We start from the raw sequence: 20,392 nt of genomic DNA on the forward strand, positions 1-20,392 counted from the left end.
TATCTGGCAGAAGATTTGATTGAAAATGAGCCAGAACTTTTTGAATAAAATATGCCGTTGCGAAATCTGATTTATGTTACATGCATCTATTCAGCATTGACCAGAAATGAAAATTTATATGGAAGAACAATGATTCCATTGCCAGAACCGAAATTTGTGGTATTCTATAATGGAACAGAGAAGATTCCAGATGTAGTGGAGCAGCGACTGTCAGAGGCTTATATAAGACATTCCGGAGAGACTGATCTGGATTTGAAGATTACGATATTGAATATTAATGAGGGACATAATCGAGAATTAGCAGAGAAAAGTCCTACATTGCATCAGTATATGATTTTTGTGGATACTGTTCGAAAATATCAGGAGCAGATGAAATTTGAACTGGCAATAGAAAAAGCTGTGGACGAATGTATCAGCAATGGAATCTTGTCAGATTTTCTGAAACGTAATAAAGCGGAGGTCTTAAGGATGAGTATTTTTGAATATGATCAAGAAACACATATGAAGCAGGAGCGGGAAGAGTCAGAGGCAATAGGCGAAGCAAGGGGAAAAAAGAAGGGACATATAGAGACGTTGACCCGGCAGGTAATTAGAAAATTAGCCAGAGGAATGAATGTTGATGAAATTATCGACGCATTGGAAGAAAATACTGATGAAATTCGAGAAATTTGTGAGATTGCAGGTAAATATGCTCCAGATTATGATGTAGACCAAATCTGTTCAGAATTATTAGAAGAATGATGAAGTGAATCATGAGTTAGTAACTTACGAGTAGATATAAATAATGTTTTTTATTAGGCAGATATGTATTGGATAATTAACAAGGGCAGAGATGAAAAACTCTGCCCTGACCATTTTTTAGAATCATTATACCTGATAAAATTCTTTATACCATTCCGCAAATTTACGAAGTCCGTCACGCAGACTGGTAGCTGGTTTGAATCCATAGTCACGCTCTAGGGCAGATGTATCAGCGTAGGTAATCGGTACATCGCCTGGCTGCATAGGAACAAGTTCTTTGTGTGCATCGAAATCGTATTCTTCCGGGAGCACTTTGGCACGGATCAGTTCCTGTTGAAGGATATCGACGAAATCTAGCAGATTTTCCGGATTGCTGTTTCCAATGTTGTAAACAGCGTATGGCGGAATCGGAAGTCCGTCTTCTCCGTTTTTCTTTTCCGGAGCTCCCTGCATAACACGTTTTACACCTTCTACGATATCATCCACGAATGTGAAGTCTCGTTTGCAGTTTCCGTAGTTGAAGATCTGGATGGTATCACCTTTTAAAAGTTTGTTGGTAAAGCCGAAGTATGCCATATCCGGTCTTCCTGCTGGGCCGTATACGGTGAAGAAACGTAATCCGGTGGACGGAATGTTATACAATTTTGAATAAGCATGAGCCATCAACTCGTTGCTTTTCTTAGTTGCAGCGTAAAGAGATACCGGATTGTCTACTTTGTCCTCGGTGCTGTACGGAACTTTTTTGTTTGTTCCATAGACAGAAGAGGAAGAAGCGTATACCAGATGTTCCACACCTTTTGCTCCATTGTCATAGGAATGACGGCAGGCTTCCAGAATGTTATAAAATCCAATTAAATTGGACTGGATATAAGCATCTGGATTTGTGATGGAGTAACGGACACCGGCCTGAGCGGCAAGGTTTACAACGATATCCGGTTTGTGTTCTCCAAAAATCTGATCGACTAGAGTTTTGTCAGCCAGATCTCCTTTGTAGAATTTATAATTGGAATCGGTGTGTGCGGCTACACATTTTTCAATTTCTTTCAGACGCCATTCTTTGATGGATACGTCATAATAAACGTTTACGTTGTCCAGACCGATGATCGTGATCGGGGATTGTGTATTTAAAAGTTCCAACACAAGGTTGCTGCCGATGAAGCCGGCAGAACCTGTGACAAGGACAGTTTTATTATGTAAATCTAAGTTCTGCATATCTTATTGAAACCTCCTGTAAATTTATGCTAATTAATCTCTCTGGAACAGATCTCGTGTGTATACTTTATCTTTGACATCATCCAGGCAGCTGTCATATCTGTTTGCAATGATGCTGTTTGTTATTTTTTTGAATTTTTTCAGATCATTGACTACTTTGCTTCCAAAAAATGTGGTTCCGTTTTCAAGTGTTGGCTCATAGATGACAACGGTAGCACCTTTGGCTTTGATTCGTTTCATAACACCCTGGATGGAAGACTGCCGGAAGTTATCGGAATTTGATTTCATGGTCAGACGATATACGCCAACGATAACCTCTTTTTCTTTGTTCTCATCCCATTGGCTGTTTGCTTCATATGCACCTGCAAGTTCCAGAACACGATCTGCAATGAAATCTTTTCTTGTTCTGTTACTCTCAACAATGGCAGACATCATATTCTGCGGAACATCGTTATAGTTTGCCAACAGCTGTTTGGTATCTTTTGGCAGACAGTAGCCGCCGTAACCGAAGCTTGGGTTATTGTAATGAGTGCCGATACGTGGATCAAGGCAGACACCGTTGATGATTGCTTTTGTATCGAGACCTTTCATTTCTGCGTAAGTATCCAGCTCATTGAAATAGGAAACGCGCAGTGCGAGGTAAGTGTTTGCAAATAATTTTACAGCTTCTGCCTCAGTAAAGCCCATGAACAATGTGTCAATATCTTCTTTGATGGCGCCTTCCTGCAGCAGGGCAGCAAATGTATGAGAAGCCTGCACCAGTTTTTCATTGTTCATATCGGTAGATACGATGATTCTGGATGGATATAGATTGTCATACAGTGCTTTGGATTCACGTAAAAATTCCGGGCTGAAGATGATATTTTCGGTCTGATATTTCTCACGGACAGATGCGGTATAACCAACCGGGATGGTGGATTTGATGACCATGATCGCATCCGGATTTACTTTCAGCACCAATTCAATGACTGCCTCTACTGCGGAGGTATCAAAGTAGTTCTTTTTACTGTCATAGTTGGTCGGAGCTGCAATGACAACGAAATCAGCATTTTTATATGCGGATTCTCCGTCCAAGGTTGCGGTCAGATCCAGTTCTTTTTCTGCCAGATATTTTTCAATGTAATCATCCTGAATCGGAGATTTACGGTTGTTGATCAGATCAACTTTTTCCGGGATGATGTCTACGGCAGTAACATGGTTGTGCTGTGCCAGCAGAGTGGCGATGGACAGACCAACGTAACCGGTTCCTGCTACTGCAATGTTGTAGTGACGATCCAGAGTGGTAGCAGAAGCACTTTCTGGTTCTTCTTCCATAAATAAATTTGTGATGTCGAAGTCTAATACTTCTGCGATGGACTGTAGCTGATCAATAGATGGGGTGTAGTCCATGTTTTCCAGTCTGCCGATCATTCCACGGTGAATTCCGGTGATTTCGGATAACTGAGCCTGCGTCAGATGTTTTTCTTTTCTTTTTTCTGTGATGGTATTGACCATTTTTTCAATTGATAATTTTTTCATAATTTATTCCTTTATAAATGCTATTCTAAATGACATTTCTTGTGTTGCTTATCTATTGGAAATAAGCGATTTCTATAATATCAGCTTTAAAAATGGAAATCAATAGAAAATGGTTCAAAAATGAAAATTCTATTTTAAATGGCATAGAAATGACATTTAAAATGACAAAGCAAAGGAAAAAGTGTTAATAATATAAAAAACAACGGCATTTGGACCGGTTATATGTTACCCAGATGTGAAAGAATTATGTCCCGGGATTGCGTTAATGAATGATTCTGTTATAATTGGTAAGCATAAATTGTTCAGGAGGATTTTTGTATGGACATTTATCAGATTCTTATCACTTATAATCCAATGTGGTCCTGGAGAGAAATATTGTGTTTTGGCGTAGTTGCTGCTTTGACATTGTTTGTTCTGATCCGGGCTGTTCGCCACGGAAGGGTGCAGATAGTGCAGGCCATTGCGCTGATGATGTTTCTGACATTTTTGGCGATCGTATTTGAGTCCACTGTGTTTACAAGAACGACGATTACAAGGCAGGCGGAATGGATTCCGTTTTGGTCCTGGCATGCGATCATACGTTATCATGATATGGAATTGTTAAAGGAAGATTTGCTGAATTGCTTGTTGCTGTTTCCGGCAGGCGTTTTATTACCCTTTATTGTGAATCAGAGGATAAGACCCAAAGTAGCCTTTTTTGTGGGATTTCTGATCTCACTTGGTATTGAATCGTGTCAGCTGATATTTGCAAGAGGACTGTTTGAGTGGGATGATATGATTCATAATGCGCTGGGGTGTATGTTTGGATGTATATTGGTGGATGTGTTGTGGAGATGTTACAAAAAAGTAAAATTTGGAAAGAAATAAAAACCATATAAATTCAGTAGTATTCAAAATTGTCGTCAAAGTTCAAAAACGTGCCAGAGAACTAAATATCTCTTGGCCTCTTGATGAATCAATGACCGACACAGAACTTCAAAAGCTTATGCTCTCGAAAGAGAGCAAGGTATCTGCCAACAAGCGGATACCGGTGAGATATTAAAGGCTTACATATTTGTAGGTGTAATGACTTACAATATAAAAATTAAGAACTTACCATTTTTTTGATGATAATTGAAAAATAATAGTGTATGAAGAAAAAATACTTGTTATAATCTAAATATAAATATGATAGAAAGTTGGTAGTAGTTATGTGTGAGAAAAAAGAATTGAGCTTTTCAATATTCATGCTGTATAGTCTTGCGGATAAATGGAAGATGTCTCCAGCCAAAGTATATAGAATATTAAATTCAACAGGAATTTTGGATAATTATATCATTAAATGTTATGATGTTCTTCATACGCAGGGAAAAGAATATTTGGTAGAAGATATTACAGATTTCGTAAGAGAAAAAGGAGTTAATGTATGATTGTATATCATGGATCAACAGAAATTATAAAAAATCCGGACGTAGTACATTCGAAAAAGTATTTGGATTTTGGACGAGGATTCTATATTACAACTTTTGAAAATCAGGCAAAGAAATGGGCAGTTCGAAAGGGCATGAGACAGGAAAAGAATGCAATAGTTAATGTTTATGAATTATCTGAAGCATGGGATGATTTTAATGTATTATCTTTTGAAATAGAGAATGAGAAATGGCTTGATTTTGTATGTGCATGTAGAAGAGGACAGCCGTTAAATAAAGAATATGATATTATTATAGGAAATGTTGCCGATGATGACGTGTTTAAGACTGTAGATATGTATTTTAGAGGTTTATGGGATAAGGAAAAGGTATTAGGTGAATTGCGATACTATAAGATGAATAATCAAATATGTATTGTAAATCAGGAAACACTGAATAAACTTATCACTTTTAAAAGAGCATATGAGGTGGAAAATAATGGTAGATAAGAAGCAACTGGAAGAAGTTTATAAGCAGAATTTGGAAAATGATATTATTAATGCAATTTCTGAAATGAAAGGAATAGATTTGCGGAAGGCATTTGATATTTATTATTCCAGTAAACTTGCTGAACAAATTTCAAGAGACAGTTATGGGATAGAAAATATGGATGCAAAATATCTGGCAGAAGATTTGATTGAAAATGAGCCAGAACTTTTTGAATAAAATATGCCGTTGCGAAATCTGATTTATGTAACCTGTGTATATGCTTCGGTTATTACAGACACAGATTGTAACGAAATTGAAGCAACAATATCCGGATTATGTGAATAGTGAGCATTTAATTTTTGCAATGAATGAAGTATTTGCAAATACAGGACATACGTTTGTTGTGTTGGTGGACGAGTGGAATTGCCTGTTTCGTGAATATCAGAATGACAAAGAGGCACAGAAAAAGTATCTTGATTTTTTGCGGATACGTATAAAGCCGATGGAAACGACAATGTCTCCATCGGCTTTTCAAACTTTAATGTGTCTTCCGATTAATATACTCTGTCTTATACTTAGAATAAATAATCTTCTGGCTGCTGTACAATCCGTAGTAGCCTGACAGCATGTAGCTCAGTGCAATCGCAATCAGAAAATATGGCATTCCCTCGAATCCAAACAATTCAAAGCAGATCAGCAGTGAAGTGATCGGACTATTTGTAACACCGCAGAATACAGCACCCATACCAACGGCGGCGCACAGCGGAACGGAGCATCCGGCAATGGTTGCGAAAAAGGTTCCGAAAGTTGCACCGATAAAAAGGGTCGGTACGATCTCGCCGCCTTTGTATCCGGCTCCCAGAGTAGCGGCGGTAAAGATCATTTTCAGAAGGAAAGCCAGCGGAAAGACGGATTTCCCTTCCATACACCCTGCGATGATACTCATGCCGGTTCCGTTATAGGTCTGATCGCCAACCAGCAGGGTCAGTGCGATGACAATGCATCCGCCGACAACTACCCGGAGATATGGATTTTTGAAAAAGCGTTTGTATAAACGTTCCGCATTGTGCAGGATCGTGCAGAATAAGATGCTGACAACAGCACAAAGTACGGCAAAAATACCGATGACCACAGCTGTTTTCGGTGTGAATGCCGGTATGGAACTGATCGGAAAAATTTCCGGAGCAATGCCGCATGCTGTGGCGATTCCGTGAGCAGTCAGCGATGCGATGACGCACGGCAGCAGAGCGGAATAGTGCATGATACCGACACTGACCACTTCCATGGAAAAAATCGCAGCAGCCAGTGGTGTGCCAAACAGCGCCGAGAAAGCGGCACTCATACCGCACATGATCATAATGTGCTGATCTTTTTCATCAAAGTGAAACAGTTTTCCCAGGGAATTTCCGATACTTCCGCCAAGCTGCAGGGCAGCGCCCTCACGTCCTGCGGAACCGCCGAACAAATGGGTCAGCAGTGTGGCAATAAAGATTAACGGTGCCATGCGCAGCGGAATATTTTCGTTGGAATGGATGGCGGACAGTACCAGATTTGTTCCAGTGTCTTTTTCATCATGTAATAAATGATATAGTCCAATGATGGCAGCACCGGCAGCCGGAAGCAGAAAGATCAGCCATGGATGCTGTAATCTTGTGTTTGTCACAAACTGCATGCCGTAATAAAAAGCAGTTCCGACAAATCCCAGTATAATTCCGGTCAGAACCGCGAAGATAATAGCCCGGAGTGATGAGACGAGGTGCGAACCGCCTCTTTTTAATACATTGATATATGATTCAAACATAACTTTTTCTCCCGTCTTATTTTCCCGACATTGCAAGAACATCTAAAATGTTTTATACTTAAATATTATAGAGAAAAACCGGAAAAAAGCAATCGGAAAAGATTGCAGAAGGCAGGAAATTACCATGAAGAGAAAATTGCAGGATATCATACAGGAAAAATTTGACTATGGTGACACATGTCTGCTGCTGCCGGACATGGATCTGAAATTTACGGCTGCGGAGAATGAAGTGTTTGAGGGAACCTTTGCATTCCACAGCAGCAGTGACAGGGAAGTGCGTGGTATTGTATCCTGCGAGAATCCGCATGTCACCTGTGAGACGGCGGAATTTCATGGAACGGAGATTCAAATCCGGTTTCAGTATCATGCGGATGCGATGACGGAAGGTATGACGGATCGTGGCATTTTTGTCATTACAAGTAATGTGGGAGAATATCAGCTGCCGTTTCGTGCGGATATTTCACGGCATTATCTGCCGTCTTCTATCGGAAAAATCAAGACATTAAATGATTTTACAAATTTGTGCAAACTGAACTGGGACGAGGCACTGCAGATTTTTAAGTCCCCGTATTTTGTAAATGTGCTGCATCATGATACCGGATTTCAGAAGTTATTGTACCGTGGGCTGACACAGCATGGGCGCGGGGCGCATGAGATGGAGGAATTCCTGATCGGCTGTGGAAAAAAGAAGCGAAGCAGCATTCAGGTGGCACGGTCTGTGAGAGAATATAAAGCCGGCGCGAAGATTCAGACAGATTTTCTGGATATTGAAAAAAGTGAATGGGGTTATATTTTTGTGGAAGCTTCCTGTGATGCAGATTTTATCCGACTGGAAAAACAGCAGATCCGAAGTTATGATTTCATCGGAAAACATGCAGAATTATCATATCAGATTTTACCGGGACAGCTTCATGGTGGAAAAAATTTTGGAAAGATTACGTTAAAGACGGCGTTTCAGACAGTCGAGGTAGAAATCACGGTGACTGTTTTGGAGAAAGCAGAGAAGTCAAAGGCATGGAAAAATCGTGAAATTCGTGCGCAGATGGAGCAACTGTATCTGGAGTATCGTTGTGAAAAGATTGGCCGGGATAGTTGGAGCGGTGAGATGGAGCAGCTCATTGATCAGGCGGAAGCACTGGATGGCAAAAATGAGTGGCAGCTTTTGTATCGGATGTATGTGGCACTTTCCTGTGACCGAAAGGATGAGGCAGAACTGCTCTCAAAGAAAGTGGCACGTATGATCCAGAACCAGCGGACTCCTCTCAGTGCGTTTTATCTGTATCTGACAACCATTGGTGAGACAACTTCTTACACCCGGGATGTGACGAAACGGGTGCGGGAGATTTATTTGAAATATCCGTCCCATCCGGTGCTTGTATGGATCCTGCTTCATATTGATGAGGCATTGCTGCGCAATCCGGAGCGAAAATACCAATGGATCCGCAAGTTTATGCTGACGGGAAATGCAAGCCCAATTTTTTATGATGAGGCAGCCAGATTACTGGAAAATCATCCGGAACTGCTGTTCCAGTTTGAAATTTTTGAACGCCGTTTACTTTTCTGGATGATGAAAAATGGGCGGTTGACAGCGAATATCGGAAATCGTTTGTTTGCGCTGATGCAGTCGCAAAAGACGTTTGATACTGTGTATTTTCAATTGCTGTGCCGCAGTTACAGGCTGGCGGCAGACAGTAATGCGGTGAAGATCATCTGTACTTATCTGATCAAATGCAATTGTTATGGCGCAGTATATTTTTCCTGGTTTCAGAAAGGCGTGGCACAGCATCTGAAAATTGCCGGTTTGTATGAGGCATATATGCTTTCCTGGAGCAAGACGGACGGAATGCTGCCGGATGAGATTTTGCGGTATTTTTCCAGAAATAGTTCCCTTCCGGCCAGAAGAAAAGCCATGCTGTTTGCATATCTGGTGAGAAACCGCAGCCGTCTTGGAAACAGTTGGGAATCCTATCTGGTTCTGCTGCGGAATTTTGCAAAGCAGGAACTGGCACAGGGACATATGAACGAAGATCTTGCAGTTGTTTATGAGGAAGTGAAGAAGCAGTCTGTGCGCTCCGACTGGGAGCAGTGGCGTGGTCAAGCGGAGAATAGCTACCGTGTCAGCGTGATCAATGCGGAAATGACAGGCATTCATATTTTGCAGGATGGCATCGAAGAAATCCAGAAAGTGCCGGTATATGAGAAAGGTACTTATATCAACCTGACGACAAAACCTTTCGTTATTTTGTATGAGAGTGCTTCCGGCATGCTTTACACAGCAAAGGATCAGTTCCATCTGAAAAAAATGATGTCCGGAAAGCATGTTTATCAGGATCAGCCGGAGGATAAAATGTCTGATTCGAATGCTGAAACAGGACTGGTACAGTTATCTTTGCAGGAACGTCTGGAACGATTTGCAGCACCGATCGCAATACTTGCAGAATGCATTCAGAAGGCAAAGGCGCAGGAACTGGATGTGTCACAGTATGAGGAAAAATTGATGCTGTATATGTTGTTTACCGGAGAATTTGCACCGGAGCATGAGAAACTGTATGAAGATCTGCTGGAGCATGAGACAGATGAACTGATTTTGCAGTCTTATGCGGTCTGGTTTTCCTGGTTGTATATGCGAAAAGAAGCAGAACTTCCAAATGCTGCCAGAACGTACATCGGAGCACGGATGGCACGCAGAACTTGCCGTCAGAATGTGTGTGCGGCAGCATTTTTGAAAGCATATGCCCAAGATGCCAATGAGACATATGCACAGCAGGCAGAACAGGTACTGAAAAAATTTGTGTTGGAGAATCACTTTTTTGATTTTTATGATATATTGCCGGAGAAGCTGCAGCGAAAATATCTGCTGTATGGTTCCAGAGCGATTTGTTTTGTCGGAACACCGGGGCAGAATCTGCAGGTGGTACGCTTAAACCGACCGGATGGACACCGGATTTTAGGTACGGCTAAGGAAGTGCTTCCGGGCATATACAGTTATATTTGCCGGGAACTGCTGCAGAAATCGGAGACTTACGAGATTCAAACAGCGGATGGCAGCTGTATGGAGACTGGTGTGTTAGAACCGGTGGACTATGAAAAATGGCAGGATACGAGATTTGGAAAACTTGGAATGCTTGCCGGAAAATGGGAGGCCCAGCTTGATTATCAGTATGCAGAGTTGACCGATCTGGCAGATGCTTTATTTCAGCCCATAGAGGAGTAGAAACGTGAAACCTGGAAAAATATATATTGGAATTGACCTGACAGAAACACAGGCGATGGTCAGCCTGTTCGGGTCGGGAATGAAAGAACCGGAGACAATTGCTGTTGGCGGGGAAGAACGGTATGGGATCCCGTTGGCGATGTATCTGTCCGGTTCGGGAAAAACATTTTATGGGGAAGAGGCGTTGCGCAGACGGGAAAATCCGCAGGGAGATTTTTTTACAGATCTGTATCAGAAAGCACTGGAGGAATTTGCGGAAGAGTCTGCCTTTTATCAGGGGTTGTTACGTCAGTTCCTGCAGCGTCTGATCCACTTGAAAGATCGTTATGGTTCGGCGGCCAATGCAGCAGAAATCTGTCTTGGCATCACAGTTCCGGAGATTACGGACGATGTGATCCGCCTGTTTGAGCAGATTCGAAAGGAGCTGGATTTTTCAGAAGAGAGGTTCTTTTTGATGGATCATGCGGAAAGTTTTTTCGCCCATACGTATCATCAGGACAATATGCTCTGGCAGCATGAGGTAGTATTGTTTGATTTTTCAGAGCGCGAAGTTTGTTTTTATCTGTTGCACCGGCGGGGTGGAAGAAACCTTCAGATGGTGACGGCGGAGAAAAAGCGTTGGGATGTTCCCGATTATGTAGTGCCGGATTCACAGGTGCGGGATGAATTTTTCGCAAATATTATCCGGGAATCCTTTGCAAACCATATGATTTCTGCGGTTTATTTTGTGGGAGATGGCTTTGACGGCAGCTGGCTGAAAGAGTCTCTGCGGGTGCTTGGCACGAATAAACGGGTATTCCTTGGAAAAAATCTGTTTACGAAAGGAGTCTGCTACGCGGCTTATCGTTATAGTGACAGTGCCAACTGGGGATTTTTCTATCAGTGTGATTACAAGACCCAGGGAGAGATTTTCCTGCATATTCAGAAAGAAGGAAGTCCGGCGCTGATCCGCTTACTGGAGGCAGGAAGAAACTGGTATTATGAGACACCTGCCTATGAATTTTTGTATGACGGTACACCGGAACTGGTATTTGAAGTCGGTAGGATCGGACAGATCAATCATCGCAAACAGACTTTTGAATTGACAGATCTGCCGCAGCGGCCGGACAAAACGATCCGGCTTCGGATTCAGGCAGTGGCACAGAATGGCAGACAGGCGCAGGTGCATATTTCGGACACCGGTTTTGGAGCGTTTTTTGAATCTACGGGAAAAAAATGGACAGTGCCGATGTCTTTTGATACAGACAATGGGAAACATGGACGTTATAGTGTGTAGATGCGCAGCATGGATATGATAGAGCAAAATCTGAAAATGAGACTGTGTTCACGAGCAATTAGAAAAAGTGGATCTTGAATGTCCGCTTTATTGGATGGAGAGAGCAGACAATGGGTGCTTTAAAATTATGTACATATAAAAAAGCGGCGTATCCGCTGTATCTGGAGACGTTATCGGTACAGGTCGAGACGATGGAAGAACTGTGCTATGCCATGGAATCCAGTCTGTTTTTGCTGGACGATGGCTGGATGAATAAGGAACTGTTTTCGTGGTTGCAGGACGCGCTGGACGCAAAGGAACTGGCGGCACAGTTGCAGCATCTGTATCACAGAAAGCGGGATGTGTATGCCTGCGCGGAACTGATTTTTGCGTCATCGGGATATTATTCCGGAGCAGAATTAAATCATCTGGAGCAGGTGATTGAGCGGATCCGTGGAAAAAATCAGATGGAACGCAGAAAAATGCGGGCGGATTATTTTCTGGTGAAAAAACGGTATCGGTATGCGGCTTATGGTTATCTGGAACTGTTGCAGCCGGAATTTATGCTGCAGATGACGGAGGAACTGCAAGGGCATATTATGCATAATCTTGGAGTGGCATATGCAAGGCTGTTTTTGTTCCCGGAGGCGGCACGAATGTTTTCGGCGGCTTATCAGAAATCCAGGGAAGAGCGGTCAAAACTCTGTTATCTGTATGCCATGAATTATATCAATGATGAGGAGCAGATGGAGGAGAAGGCACCGGAGATCCATTTTGGTACAATGAAAGAAGCGTTTTCGCATTTTACAGATGTGTCCGATCAGGAGCAGTATTATCAGGAACGCAAAAAAATCTCGGATGCGAACCATGCGTTTAACTGGAAAAGCCGGGAGGATGAGATCCGTACCCGGTGGATACAGGAATATGAGGAAATGTATTCCTGAAAAATCTTTACGAATGCCATTCGTGGTGGTATAATGTCGAGCGGATGGTATTCCGAAAGGAAACGATACCTTGTATATATTATTTTGAAACGGAGCTTGTATTGCAGGTCGCAAACGAGACTCACTGTCCCGCCATTAAGAAATGGAGGGATGCTTATGAATATTGGATTTATTGGCGCAGGAAAAGTTGGTTTTTCACTTGGAAAATATCTAACCGAGCGCAATGTTAGGGTGACCGGATATTACAGCCGTAATCCGCAGTCATCCAGAGAGGCAGCAGATTTTACAAATACCAGACAGTACCTGAATTTGAGACATCTGGTAGAGGACAGTGATGTCCTTTTTGTGGCAATTCCGGATTCGGCGATTGCCCAAATGTGGGAACAGTTAAAAATGCTTCCGATTCAGAATAAGATTATAAGTCATTTCAGTGGTTCATTGAGTTCCGCTGTCTTTTCGGATATTGAGCGTTATCGCGCTTATGGATATTCTATCCATCCGTTATTCGCCATCAATGATAAGTATGAATCATACAAAGTGATCTCACAGGCGTTTTTTACGATTGAGGGAGATCCGAAATATCTGAACTGGTTTGTACGGCTTTTTGAAAGTTTCGGAAATCCGGTGGAGGTTATTTCAAAAGAAGACAAAGTACGTTATCATGCAGCGGCAGCTATGGCCAGCAATCTGTACGTGGGACTGGCAAATATGTGTGAGGAAATGCTGCGAAATTGTGGCTTTTCGGCAGCAAATGCACATCGCGCATTATCACCGCTGATGCTTGGAAATACGGAGAATATCATCCAGTACGGCCCGGTTGGTGCCTTGACAGGCCCGATTGAGCGAAATGACCTGTCTACGGTTATGGATCATTTAGACAGCTTGTCTGCACAGGAACAGAAGATTTATAGAGATTTGTCCGAAGAAGTGCTGAAGATTGCAAAAATGAAACATCCGGAGCGGGATTATTCTGAGATGGAAAGGATTATAAAATCATGAAAACAACAGTTTCTACATTGAAGAAGCAAAAAGAGAACGGAGAAAAGATCACGATGCTCACCTGCTATGATTATTCCATGGCGAAACTCATGGACGAGGCAGGAATTGAGATTTTACTGATCGGTGATTCTCTTGGAAATACTATGCTGGGGTATGAAAATACGTTACCGGTTACCATGGAAGATATGATCGCCCATACAGCGGCAGTCAGCAGAGGCGCCAAAAATGCCTTTGTTCTGGCAGATATGCCGTTTATGTCTTATCAGACATCTGTCTATGATGCAGTGTTAAATGCAGGACGTCTGATGAAAGAAGGACATGCACATGGAGTAAAACTGGAAGGCGGCGCCAGAGTGTGCCCTCAGATTGAGGCTATTGTGGCAGCAGATATCCCGGTATGCGCACATATCGGACTGACACCACAGTCCATCAATGCCTTTGGTGGATTTAAGGTACAGGGCAAAAGCGAGGAAGCAGCCCGTCAGCTGGTAGAGGATGCAAAAAAAGTTGAGGCAGCAGGTGCTTCTATGCTTGTAATGGAATGCGTTCCGGCAAAACTTGCAGAAGTGATCACAAAGACGGTTTCCATTCCGACCATCGGAATCGGAGCCGGTGCAGGTTGTGACGGACAGGTTCTGGTAAATCAGGATATGCTCGGCATGTTTTCTGATTTTACACCGAAGTTTGTGAAACGTTTTGCAAATGTGGGCGAAATCATGAAACAGGCGTTTGCTGATTATTCCGCAGAGGTAAAAGCAGGTACATTCCCGACAACAGAACATACATACGCGATTTCAGACGAAGTTATTGAAAAGTTATATTAAATGTGAAGGCATCACATCTCGTAGCAAGAATGCAGAGGGCATTCTTAATAAAAAACAAGTATAGAGGAGACTAAAAATGCAGGTTGTATCAACAGTAAAAGAAGTAAGAGATATTGTAGCAGGATGGAGAAAAGAAGGAAAGACCGTCGGATTTGTACCGACCATGGGTTATCTTCATGAGGGACACGGCAGTCTGATCAGCAAAGCCGTAGAGCAGAATGACAAAGCAGTTGTCAGCATTTTTGTTAATCCGATGCAGTTCGGACCGACAGAGGATCTGGAGAGTTATCCGAGAGATCTGGAAAAAGACAGCAAATTCTGTGAGAGCCTTGGCGCTGACCTGATCTTCCATCCGGAACCGGAAGAAATGTATCACGATGGATTCAGTTCTTTTGTGGATATGACGGTTCTGACAGAGGAACTTTGCGGACTGAGCCGTCCGGTTCATTTCCGTGGCGTTTGTACTGTAGTCAGCAAATTATTCAATATCGTTCAGCCGGATCGTGCATATTTTGGACAGAAAGATGCACAGCAGCTGGCCGTCATCAAACATATGGTAGATGACCTGAATATGAATGTGGAAGTAATTGGCTGCCCGATCATCCGTGAGGAAGACGGACTGGCAAAGAGCTCCAGAAATACCTATCTGTCCGCAGAAGAGCGAAAAGCAGCACTTATTTTAAGCAAAACCATCTTTATGGGCCAGAAAATGGTTGAAGAAGGGGAGACAGATGCGGTAAAATTAGTAGAAGCAATGAAAAAGAACATTGAGACAGAGCCGCTGGCAAAAATTGATTATGTTAAAGCGGTAGACGGTCTGACAATGCAGCAGGTAACAGAACTGAAGAGTCCGGCACTGGTTGCTATGGCAGTCTATATTGGAAAAACAAGATTAATTGATAACTTTGTATGCTAATGAGCACTGCGGAGAAAAGTAAAAAGTAGAGAGGAAAAAAGTTTTTATGACCCTTCAGATGTTAAAAGGAAAAATTCACCGTGCAACTGTGGTACAGGCTGCACTTGATTATGTGGGAAGTATCACAATTGATGAAGATCTTCTGGATGCTGCAGGTATTCTTGAATATGAGAAAGTTCAGATCGTTGATGTCAATAACGGCGCACGTTTTGAGACATACACCATTGCCGGAGAGCGTGGAAGCGGAATGATCTGCTTAAACGGTGCAGCAGCGCGCTGTGCCTCCGTCAAAGATAAAGTTATCATTATGTCTTATGCAGATATGACGCCGGAGGAAGCAAAAACACACAAACCATCAGTTGTTTTTGTGGACGAGATCAATCGAATTGACCGGGTGACAAATTATGAGAAACATGGTCAGTTATTCGATAAAGCAAGACTGGATGAGGAGTAAAAAGAAATCATGTTAAAAGGAAAAACCGTTGTACTGGGTGTGACAGGAAGTATTGCAGCTTATAAAATTGCATCACTGGCAAGTATGCTGATCAAACAGCATGCAGATGTGCATGTGATCATGACGCAGAATGCGACAAATTTTATCCATCCAACCGCATTTGAAACATTGACAAGACACAAATGTCTGGTGGATACCTTTGACCGGAATTTTCAGTTTAATGTACAGCATGTAAGCCTGGCACAGCAGGCAGATGTGATGATGATCGCACCGGCTTCTGCAAATGTGATCGGAAAGTTGGCGCATGGAATCGCAGACGATATGTTGACGACTACTGCGATGGCATGCAAAGCGCCGATGCTGATCGTGCCGACAATGAATACAAATATGTATGAAAATCCGATCCTGCAGGATAATTTAAAGGTGCTGGCTTCCTATGGAAAGCAGATCATTGAACCAGCCAGCGGTATGCTTGCCTGCAGAGATGTGGGAAAAGGGAAGATGCCGGAGCCGGAGGTGCTGTTCCAGCATATCATGCGCGTGATCGCCTTTGAAAAAGATCTGGCAGGAAAAAAGGTACTGGTAACGGCAGGACCGACACAGGAAGCCATTGATCCGGTGCGTTATATTACCAATCATTCCACCGGAAAAATGGGTTATGCCATTGCAGAGAATGCGATGCTGCGTGGCGCGGATGTGACACTGGTGACAGGACCTTGTGCGATTGAACCGCCGATGTTCGTCAATGTGAAACCAGTGATTTCTGCACAGGATATGTATGATGCGGTGACTGAGGAATATGAGGATACCGATATCGTGATCATGACGGCAGCTGTGGCAGATTACCGTCCGGCAGAAGTCAGCACGGAGAAGGTGAAGAAAAAAGACGGTGATATGTCGATTCCGCTGACACGGACAAAAGACATTCTGGCAACTCTTGGTGCTTCCAAGACACATCAGTTCTTATGCGGTTTTTCCATGGAGACACAGAACATGCTGGAAAACTCCAGAACTAAGATTGCAAAGAAAAATCTGGATATGATCGTAGCCAATAACCTGAAAGTGACAGGGGCCGGATTCGGCACCGATACCAATGTGATTACATTGATCGCAGATGATATGGAAAAAGAACTGCCGCTGATGAGCAAAAAAGAGGCTGCAGGCTGTATTCTGGACACCATTCTTGAAAGAATGTAGTGCTACAGTTCATTCATCTTATGTATTCAGATATCGATCATGCTTGCATGAAGAGATATCAGGATACATAAAGATGGAGGGAGCGCCTTTTTATGAGCAAAAATAGTAGCGTAGCTACGGAGAAGTCCTGAAGGGACGTTTTGCGAATGGCGCGTGTGAACTGTTAATATAAAAAAAGAGTTTGAAAAAGAGAGAATAAGAAATTGACAGATCCGGAAAATGCATTTTTGATATTTTTTATCATTGATGTGTTTTCCGGATTTTTACACTTGACATATACCCTATAGGGGTATACACTGAGCCTGTGTACAGGAATGAATGACAATTTTTGAAAGGAAATGGACAGATTATATGGATAAAGAGAACCATGCTCCGGTACAGGAAGAATCCTGTTGCTGTTGCCATAAGAAAAAAGAACGTGACGCGAAAGAATATAAGGATCTGATGAACCGGCTCAGCCGCATTGAAGGTCAGGTGCGCGGCGTGAAAGGTATGTTGGAAAAAGATGCCTACTGTGTGGACATCCTGACACAGGTGGCAGCAATTAACGCGGCGTTGAACAGCTTTAATAAAGTGCTTCTGGCAAATCATATCAAAACATGTGTGGTTGAAAATGTGCGAAATGGTGATGACAGTGTCATTGATGAGCTGGTTACAACGATGCAGAAACTGATGAAATAACGTATTTTGCAGATAGAATAAACGAGGTGAATGTTTTTATGGATAAATTTTCTGTAACAGGCATGAGCTGTGCGGCCTGCAGCGCTCATGTGGAAAAAGCGGTGGCGAAGGTACCCGGTGTAACTACCGTTACCGTCAGTCTGCTGACCAATTCCATGAATGTGGAAGGTACGGCAGCACCATCAGATATTATTCAGGCGGTTACCCAGGCGGGGTATGGTGCTTCTTTGCAGGGCGGAGAACAGAATATGTCCGCACCGGCCTTTGATGAGGAGGCATTGAAGGATCATGAGACGCCAAAATTGCGGAAACGATTGATCGCGTCCGTTGTGATCCTGATTCCGTTGATGTATGTTTCTATGGGACATATGATGTGGAACTGGCCGTTGCCTTCCTTTATGGTGGGAAATCATGTGGCCATGGGACTGTATCAGATGCTTTTGACCATTCTGGTCATGATCATCAACCAGAAGTTTTTTGTCAGTGGATTTACAAGTCTGCTGCATAAGTCTCCAAACATGGATACGCTGGTAGCACTTGGTTCCGGTGCATCTTTTGCTTACAGCACGTACGCATTATTTGCCATGACCGGCGCACAGATGCGGATGGATATGGAGGCTGTAATGCAGTACATGGATGAGTTTTATTTTGAATCCGCAGCCATGATCCTGACATTGATCACAGTTGGAAAAATGTTAGAGGCTTATTCGAAAGGAAAAACAACAAATGCGTTGAAGAGCCTGATGCAGCTTGCACCGAAAAAAGCAACGATCCTGCGGGATGGTGAGGAAGTTTCTGTTCCGGTGGAACAGGTACAGATCGGAGATGTTTTTGTCGTTCGTCCGGGCGAGAGCGTTCCGGTGGATGGTGTGATCATTGAGGGAAACAGCGCATTGAACGAATCTGCGCTGACCGGTGAGAGTATTCCGGTGGATAAAGGCGAGGGAGACAGTGTTTCCGCTGCAACGTTAAATCAATCTGGATTTTTAAAGTGCCGAGCAACCAGAGTCGGAAATGATACGACACTTTCCCAGATCATTCAGATGGTCAGTGATGCGGCAGCGACAAAGGCTCCGATCGCAAAAGTTGCAGATAAAGTATCCGGTATCTTTGTACCTGCAGTTATTTCTATCGCAGTAGTAACGATTATCGTATGGCTTTTAGTTGGCGGTGATTTCGGTTTTGCGCTGGCAAGAGGAATTTCCGTACTGGTGATCAGCTGTCCGTGTGCATTAGGTCTTGCAACACCGGTTGCAATCATGGTTGGAAACGGTATAGGTGCAAAAAACGGTGTATTATTTAAGACTGCGGTATCTCTGGAAGAGACCGGAAAAGTAGACATTGTGGCACTGGATAAGACCGGTACCATCACACAGGGGGAACCGAAAGTAACAGATATCATACCGTGTGAGGGTATCACAAAAGATACATTAATGCAGACGGCATTAGCTTTGGAATTAAAGAGTGAGCACCCACTGGCAAAAGCTATCGTGGCTTATGGCGAAGAACAGCAGATTACGGTTTCTGCGGCAGATGAGTTTCAGGTGATGCCGGGAAATGGTCTGTCAGGAATTGTTTCCGGTGCGCGTGTGTTTGGCGGAAATCTGAAATTTGTTTCCGGAAAAACAACAGTTTCCGAGCAGATGCAGCGTCAGGCAGAAGAACTTGCAAATCAGGGAAAAACACCGTTGTTTTTTGCGACAGAAGAAAAACTTTTTGGTATTATTGCGGTAGCGGATGTTATGAAAAAAGACAGCCCGCAGGCAATTTCTCAGCTTCAGAATATGGGAATTGAAGTTGTTATGCTGACCGGTGACAATGAGCGTACTGCGGAAGCAATCGGTGCGCAGGCAGGCGTAGATCAGGTGATCGCAGGTGTCCTGCCGGATGGCAAGGAACGTGTCATTCGTGAACTACAGCAACGTGGAAAAGTTGCCATGGTCGGTGACGGAATCAACGATGCTCCGGCATTAACCCGTGCGGATATGGGAATTGCTATTGGAGCAGGTGCAGATGTAGCCCTGGATGCGGCAGATGTTGTTCTGGTAAAAAGCAGTCTTTCTGATGTGCCGGCGGCTATTCGCCTGAGCCGTGCAGTGCTTCGAAATATTCACGAAAATCTGTTCTGGGCGTTCATTTATAATGTAATAGGTATTCCGATTGCCGCCGGAGTGTGGTATCATTGGTTTGGACTGAAATTAAACCCGATGTTTGGAGCAGCAGCGATGAGTTTGTCCAGCTTCTGCGTGGTAACCAATGCGCTGCGTCTGAATTTTGTAAAGGTTTACAGTACAAAGAGAGATAAGAAGAAAAATCATAAAAAGAATCAGGATCAGCAGGATGTACAGAGTGTAGTCGATACAGACGTAATGGCTGAAAAACAGGAGGTAAATGACATGGAGAAAGTAATCGAGATCAAAGGAATGATGTGCGGACACTGTGAGGCACATGTAAAGAAAGCATTAGAGGTATTAGAGGGGGTTGCATCCGCAGAAGCAAGCCATGAGAAAGGAACTGCTGTTGTTCAGTTATCTGGTTCCGTAGATGATGCTGCACTGAAAAAAGCAGTAGAAGAGGAAGGTTACGAGGTAACTGGAATCCGTTAGGATATTTGTGGCGTCAGATCTATGAATGATGAGCAGAAAAATTCTGGGATTTGATGCAAATGTCTAAATCAATAAAAAGGCATTTTGGAAATAAAAATTATAGAAAAAAGAATGTCACTTTGAGTATTCCATATATGATTTTATATGTGAGTA

At 43.1% G+C, this 20,392-nt stretch carries 18 protein-coding genes; 15 read left to right on the forward strand and 3 right to left on the reverse strand.

What is annotated here, in order from left to right; translation table 11 throughout:
* Window positions 1-129 precede the first annotated feature (129 nt).
* On the forward strand, window positions 130-741 hold the full coding sequence (locus Q0I54_RS05175) for a hypothetical protein (RefSeq protein ID WP_296117015.1): 612 nt from the start codon (window positions 130-132) through the stop codon (window positions 739-741).
* 126 nt (window positions 742-867) lie between these two features.
* Here Q0I54_RS05175 and Q0I54_RS05180 read toward each other — a convergent pair whose 3' ends face one another.
* Window positions 868-1,953 (reverse strand): GDP-mannose 4,6-dehydratase, encoded by a 1,086-nt coding sequence (locus Q0I54_RS05180; RefSeq protein WP_296117017.1) that lies wholly within the window; start codon window positions 1,951-1,953, stop codon window positions 868-870.
* A 33-nt stretch (window positions 1,954-1,986) separates the two neighbouring features.
* Entirely contained in the window at window positions 1,987-3,471 is a 1,485-nt protein-coding gene (locus tag Q0I54_RS05185) for a nucleotide sugar dehydrogenase (protein ID WP_296117019.1), read from the reverse strand.
* A 318-nt stretch (window positions 3,472-3,789) separates the two neighbouring features.
* Here Q0I54_RS05185 and Q0I54_RS05190 point away from each other — a divergent pair, with 318 nt between their 5' ends.
* The 4 genes from Q0I54_RS05190 (at window position 3,790) to Q0I54_RS05205 (ending at window position 5,585) form a co-directional block, all read left to right on the forward strand.
* Window positions 3,790-4,338 carry a VanZ family protein gene (locus tag Q0I54_RS05190; RefSeq protein ID WP_296117020.1) on the forward strand — a complete coding sequence of 183 codons (549 nt, stop codon included), beginning with the start codon at window positions 3,790-3,792 and terminating at the stop codon, window positions 4,336-4,338.
* A gap of 359 nt (window positions 4,339-4,697) precedes the next feature.
* Complete coding sequence (locus Q0I54_RS05195) at window positions 4,698-4,880, forward strand: DUF3791 domain-containing protein (RefSeq protein WP_296117079.1); 183 nt, start codon at window positions 4,698-4,700, stop codon at window positions 4,878-4,880.
* The gene (locus Q0I54_RS05200) at window positions 4,877-5,368 is read left to right on the forward strand and encodes a DUF3990 domain-containing protein (RefSeq protein ID WP_296117022.1); all 492 of its coding nucleotides are present in this window, start codon (window positions 4,877-4,879) and stop codon (window positions 5,366-5,368) included. Before Q0I54_RS05195 ends, Q0I54_RS05200 begins: the two co-directional genes overlap by 4 nt.
* Window positions 5,358-5,585, forward strand: a complete 228-nt coding sequence (locus tag Q0I54_RS05205; RefSeq protein ID WP_296117024.1) for a hypothetical protein — start codon at window positions 5,358-5,360, stop codon at window positions 5,583-5,585. The genes Q0I54_RS05200 and Q0I54_RS05205 overlap by 11 nt, the downstream gene beginning before the upstream one ends.
* A gap of 301 nt (window positions 5,586-5,886) precedes the next feature.
* Here Q0I54_RS05205 and Q0I54_RS05210 read toward each other — a convergent pair whose 3' ends face one another.
* Complete coding sequence (locus Q0I54_RS05210) at window positions 5,887-7,149, reverse strand: chloride channel protein (protein WP_296117025.1); 1,263 nt, start codon at window positions 7,147-7,149, stop codon at window positions 5,887-5,889.
* Window positions 7,150-7,273: 124 nt separating this feature from the next.
* Between Q0I54_RS05210 and Q0I54_RS05215 the strand changes: the two genes are divergently transcribed.
* The 10 genes from Q0I54_RS05215 to Q0I54_RS05260 all read left to right on the forward strand — a co-directional run bounded on the left by Q0I54_RS05215 (window position 7,274) and on the right by Q0I54_RS05260 (window position 20,239).
* Window positions 7,274-10,363, forward strand: a complete 3,090-nt coding sequence (locus Q0I54_RS05215) for a DUF5717 family protein (protein ID WP_296117027.1) — start codon at window positions 7,274-7,276, stop codon at window positions 10,361-10,363.
* 4 nt (window positions 10,364-10,367) lie between these two features.
* The gene (locus Q0I54_RS05220; protein ID WP_296117029.1) at window positions 10,368-11,639 is read left to right on the forward strand and encodes a DUF5716 family protein; all 1,272 of its coding nucleotides are present in this window, start codon (window positions 10,368-10,370) and stop codon (window positions 11,637-11,639) included.
* Window positions 11,640-11,749: 110 nt separating this feature from the next.
* Window positions 11,750-12,562 carry a hypothetical protein gene (locus Q0I54_RS05225; protein ID WP_296117030.1) on the forward strand — a complete coding sequence of 271 codons (813 nt, stop codon included), beginning with the start codon at window positions 11,750-11,752 and terminating at the stop codon, window positions 12,560-12,562.
* Window positions 12,563-12,718: 156 nt separating this feature from the next.
* The gene (locus Q0I54_RS05230; protein WP_296117032.1) at window positions 12,719-13,561 is read left to right on the forward strand and encodes a Rossmann-like and DUF2520 domain-containing protein; all 843 of its coding nucleotides are present in this window, start codon (window positions 12,719-12,721) and stop codon (window positions 13,559-13,561) included.
* Window positions 13,558-14,385 carry a 3-methyl-2-oxobutanoate hydroxymethyltransferase gene (gene panB, locus Q0I54_RS05235; protein WP_296117034.1) on the forward strand — a complete coding sequence of 276 codons (828 nt, stop codon included), beginning with the start codon at window positions 13,558-13,560 and terminating at the stop codon, window positions 14,383-14,385. The genes Q0I54_RS05230 and panB overlap by 4 nt, the downstream gene beginning before the upstream one ends.
* A gap of 76 nt (window positions 14,386-14,461) precedes the next feature.
* Entirely contained in the window at window positions 14,462-15,301 is an 840-nt protein-coding gene (panC, locus tag Q0I54_RS05240; protein ID WP_296117036.1) for a pantoate--beta-alanine ligase, read from the forward strand.
* 46 nt (window positions 15,302-15,347) lie between these two features.
* Window positions 15,348-15,755 carry an aspartate 1-decarboxylase gene (gene panD, locus Q0I54_RS05245; RefSeq protein WP_294782947.1) on the forward strand — a complete coding sequence of 136 codons (408 nt, stop codon included), beginning with the start codon at window positions 15,348-15,350 and terminating at the stop codon, window positions 15,753-15,755.
* A gap of 9 nt (window positions 15,756-15,764) precedes the next feature.
* Window positions 15,765-16,952: a bifunctional phosphopantothenoylcysteine decarboxylase/phosphopantothenate--cysteine ligase CoaBC gene (coaBC, locus tag Q0I54_RS05250; protein ID WP_296117038.1), complete on the forward strand. Its 1,188-nt coding sequence runs from the start codon at window positions 15,765-15,767 to the stop codon at window positions 16,950-16,952.
* 351 nt (window positions 16,953-17,303) lie between these two features.
* Window positions 17,304-17,633, forward strand: coding sequence for a metal-sensing transcriptional repressor (locus Q0I54_RS05255; RefSeq protein WP_296117040.1), 330 nt, complete (start codon window positions 17,304-17,306; stop codon window positions 17,631-17,633).
* 38 nt (window positions 17,634-17,671) lie between these two features.
* Window positions 17,672-20,239, forward strand: a complete 2,568-nt coding sequence (locus Q0I54_RS05260; RefSeq protein ID WP_296117041.1) for a heavy metal translocating P-type ATPase — start codon at window positions 17,672-17,674, stop codon at window positions 20,237-20,239.
* Window positions 20,240-20,392 lie beyond the last annotated feature (153 nt).

Source organism: uncultured Eubacterium sp. (assembly GCF_934295145.1).
In the GTDB taxonomy this organism is placed as follows: Bacteria; Bacillota; Clostridia; order Lachnospirales; family Lachnospiraceae; genus Eubacterium_I.

Bases quoted from the DNA above. Each gene is read 5' to 3' on its own strand.
- Q0I54_RS05175 (WP_296117015.1), top strand. From the start codon at position 130: ATGATTCCATTGCCAGAACCGAAATTTGTGGTATTCTATAATGGAACA.
- Q0I54_RS05180 (WP_296117017.1), bottom strand. From the start codon at position 1,953: ATGCAGAACTTAGATTTACATAATAAAACTGTCCTTGTCACAGGTTCT.
- Q0I54_RS05185 (WP_296117019.1), bottom strand. From the start codon at position 3,471: ATGAAAAAATTATCAATTGAAAAAATGGTCAATACCATCACAGAAAAA.
- Q0I54_RS05190 (WP_296117020.1), top strand. From the start codon at position 3,790: ATGGACATTTATCAGATTCTTATCACTTATAATCCAATGTGGTCCTGG.
- Q0I54_RS05195 (WP_296117079.1), top strand. From the start codon at position 4,698: ATGCTGTATAGTCTTGCGGATAAATGGAAGATGTCTCCAGCCAAAGTA.
- Q0I54_RS05200 (WP_296117022.1), top strand. From the start codon at position 4,877: ATGATTGTATATCATGGATCAACAGAAATTATAAAAAATCCGGACGTA.
- Q0I54_RS05205 (WP_296117024.1), top strand. From the start codon at position 5,358: ATGGTAGATAAGAAGCAACTGGAAGAAGTTTATAAGCAGAATTTGGAA.
- Q0I54_RS05210 (WP_296117025.1), bottom strand. From the start codon at position 7,149: ATGTTTGAATCATATATCAATGTATTAAAAAGAGGCGGTTCGCACCTC.
- Q0I54_RS05215 (WP_296117027.1), top strand. From the start codon at position 7,274: ATGAAGAGAAAATTGCAGGATATCATACAGGAAAAATTTGACTATGGT.
- Q0I54_RS05225 (WP_296117030.1), top strand. From the start codon at position 11,750: ATGGGTGCTTTAAAATTATGTACATATAAAAAAGCGGCGTATCCGCTG.
- Q0I54_RS05230 (WP_296117032.1), top strand. From the start codon at position 12,719: ATGAATATTGGATTTATTGGCGCAGGAAAAGTTGGTTTTTCACTTGGA.
- panB (WP_296117034.1), top strand. From the start codon at position 13,558: ATGAAAACAACAGTTTCTACATTGAAGAAGCAAAAAGAGAACGGAGAA.
- panC (WP_296117036.1), top strand. From the start codon at position 14,462: ATGCAGGTTGTATCAACAGTAAAAGAAGTAAGAGATATTGTAGCAGGA.
- panD (WP_294782947.1), top strand. From the start codon at position 15,348: ATGACCCTTCAGATGTTAAAAGGAAAAATTCACCGTGCAACTGTGGTA.
- coaBC (WP_296117038.1), top strand. From the start codon at position 15,765: ATGTTAAAAGGAAAAACCGTTGTACTGGGTGTGACAGGAAGTATTGCA.
- Q0I54_RS05255 (WP_296117040.1), top strand. From the start codon at position 17,304: ATGGATAAAGAGAACCATGCTCCGGTACAGGAAGAATCCTGTTGCTGT.
- Q0I54_RS05260 (WP_296117041.1), top strand. From the start codon at position 17,672: ATGGATAAATTTTCTGTAACAGGCATGAGCTGTGCGGCCTGCAGCGCT.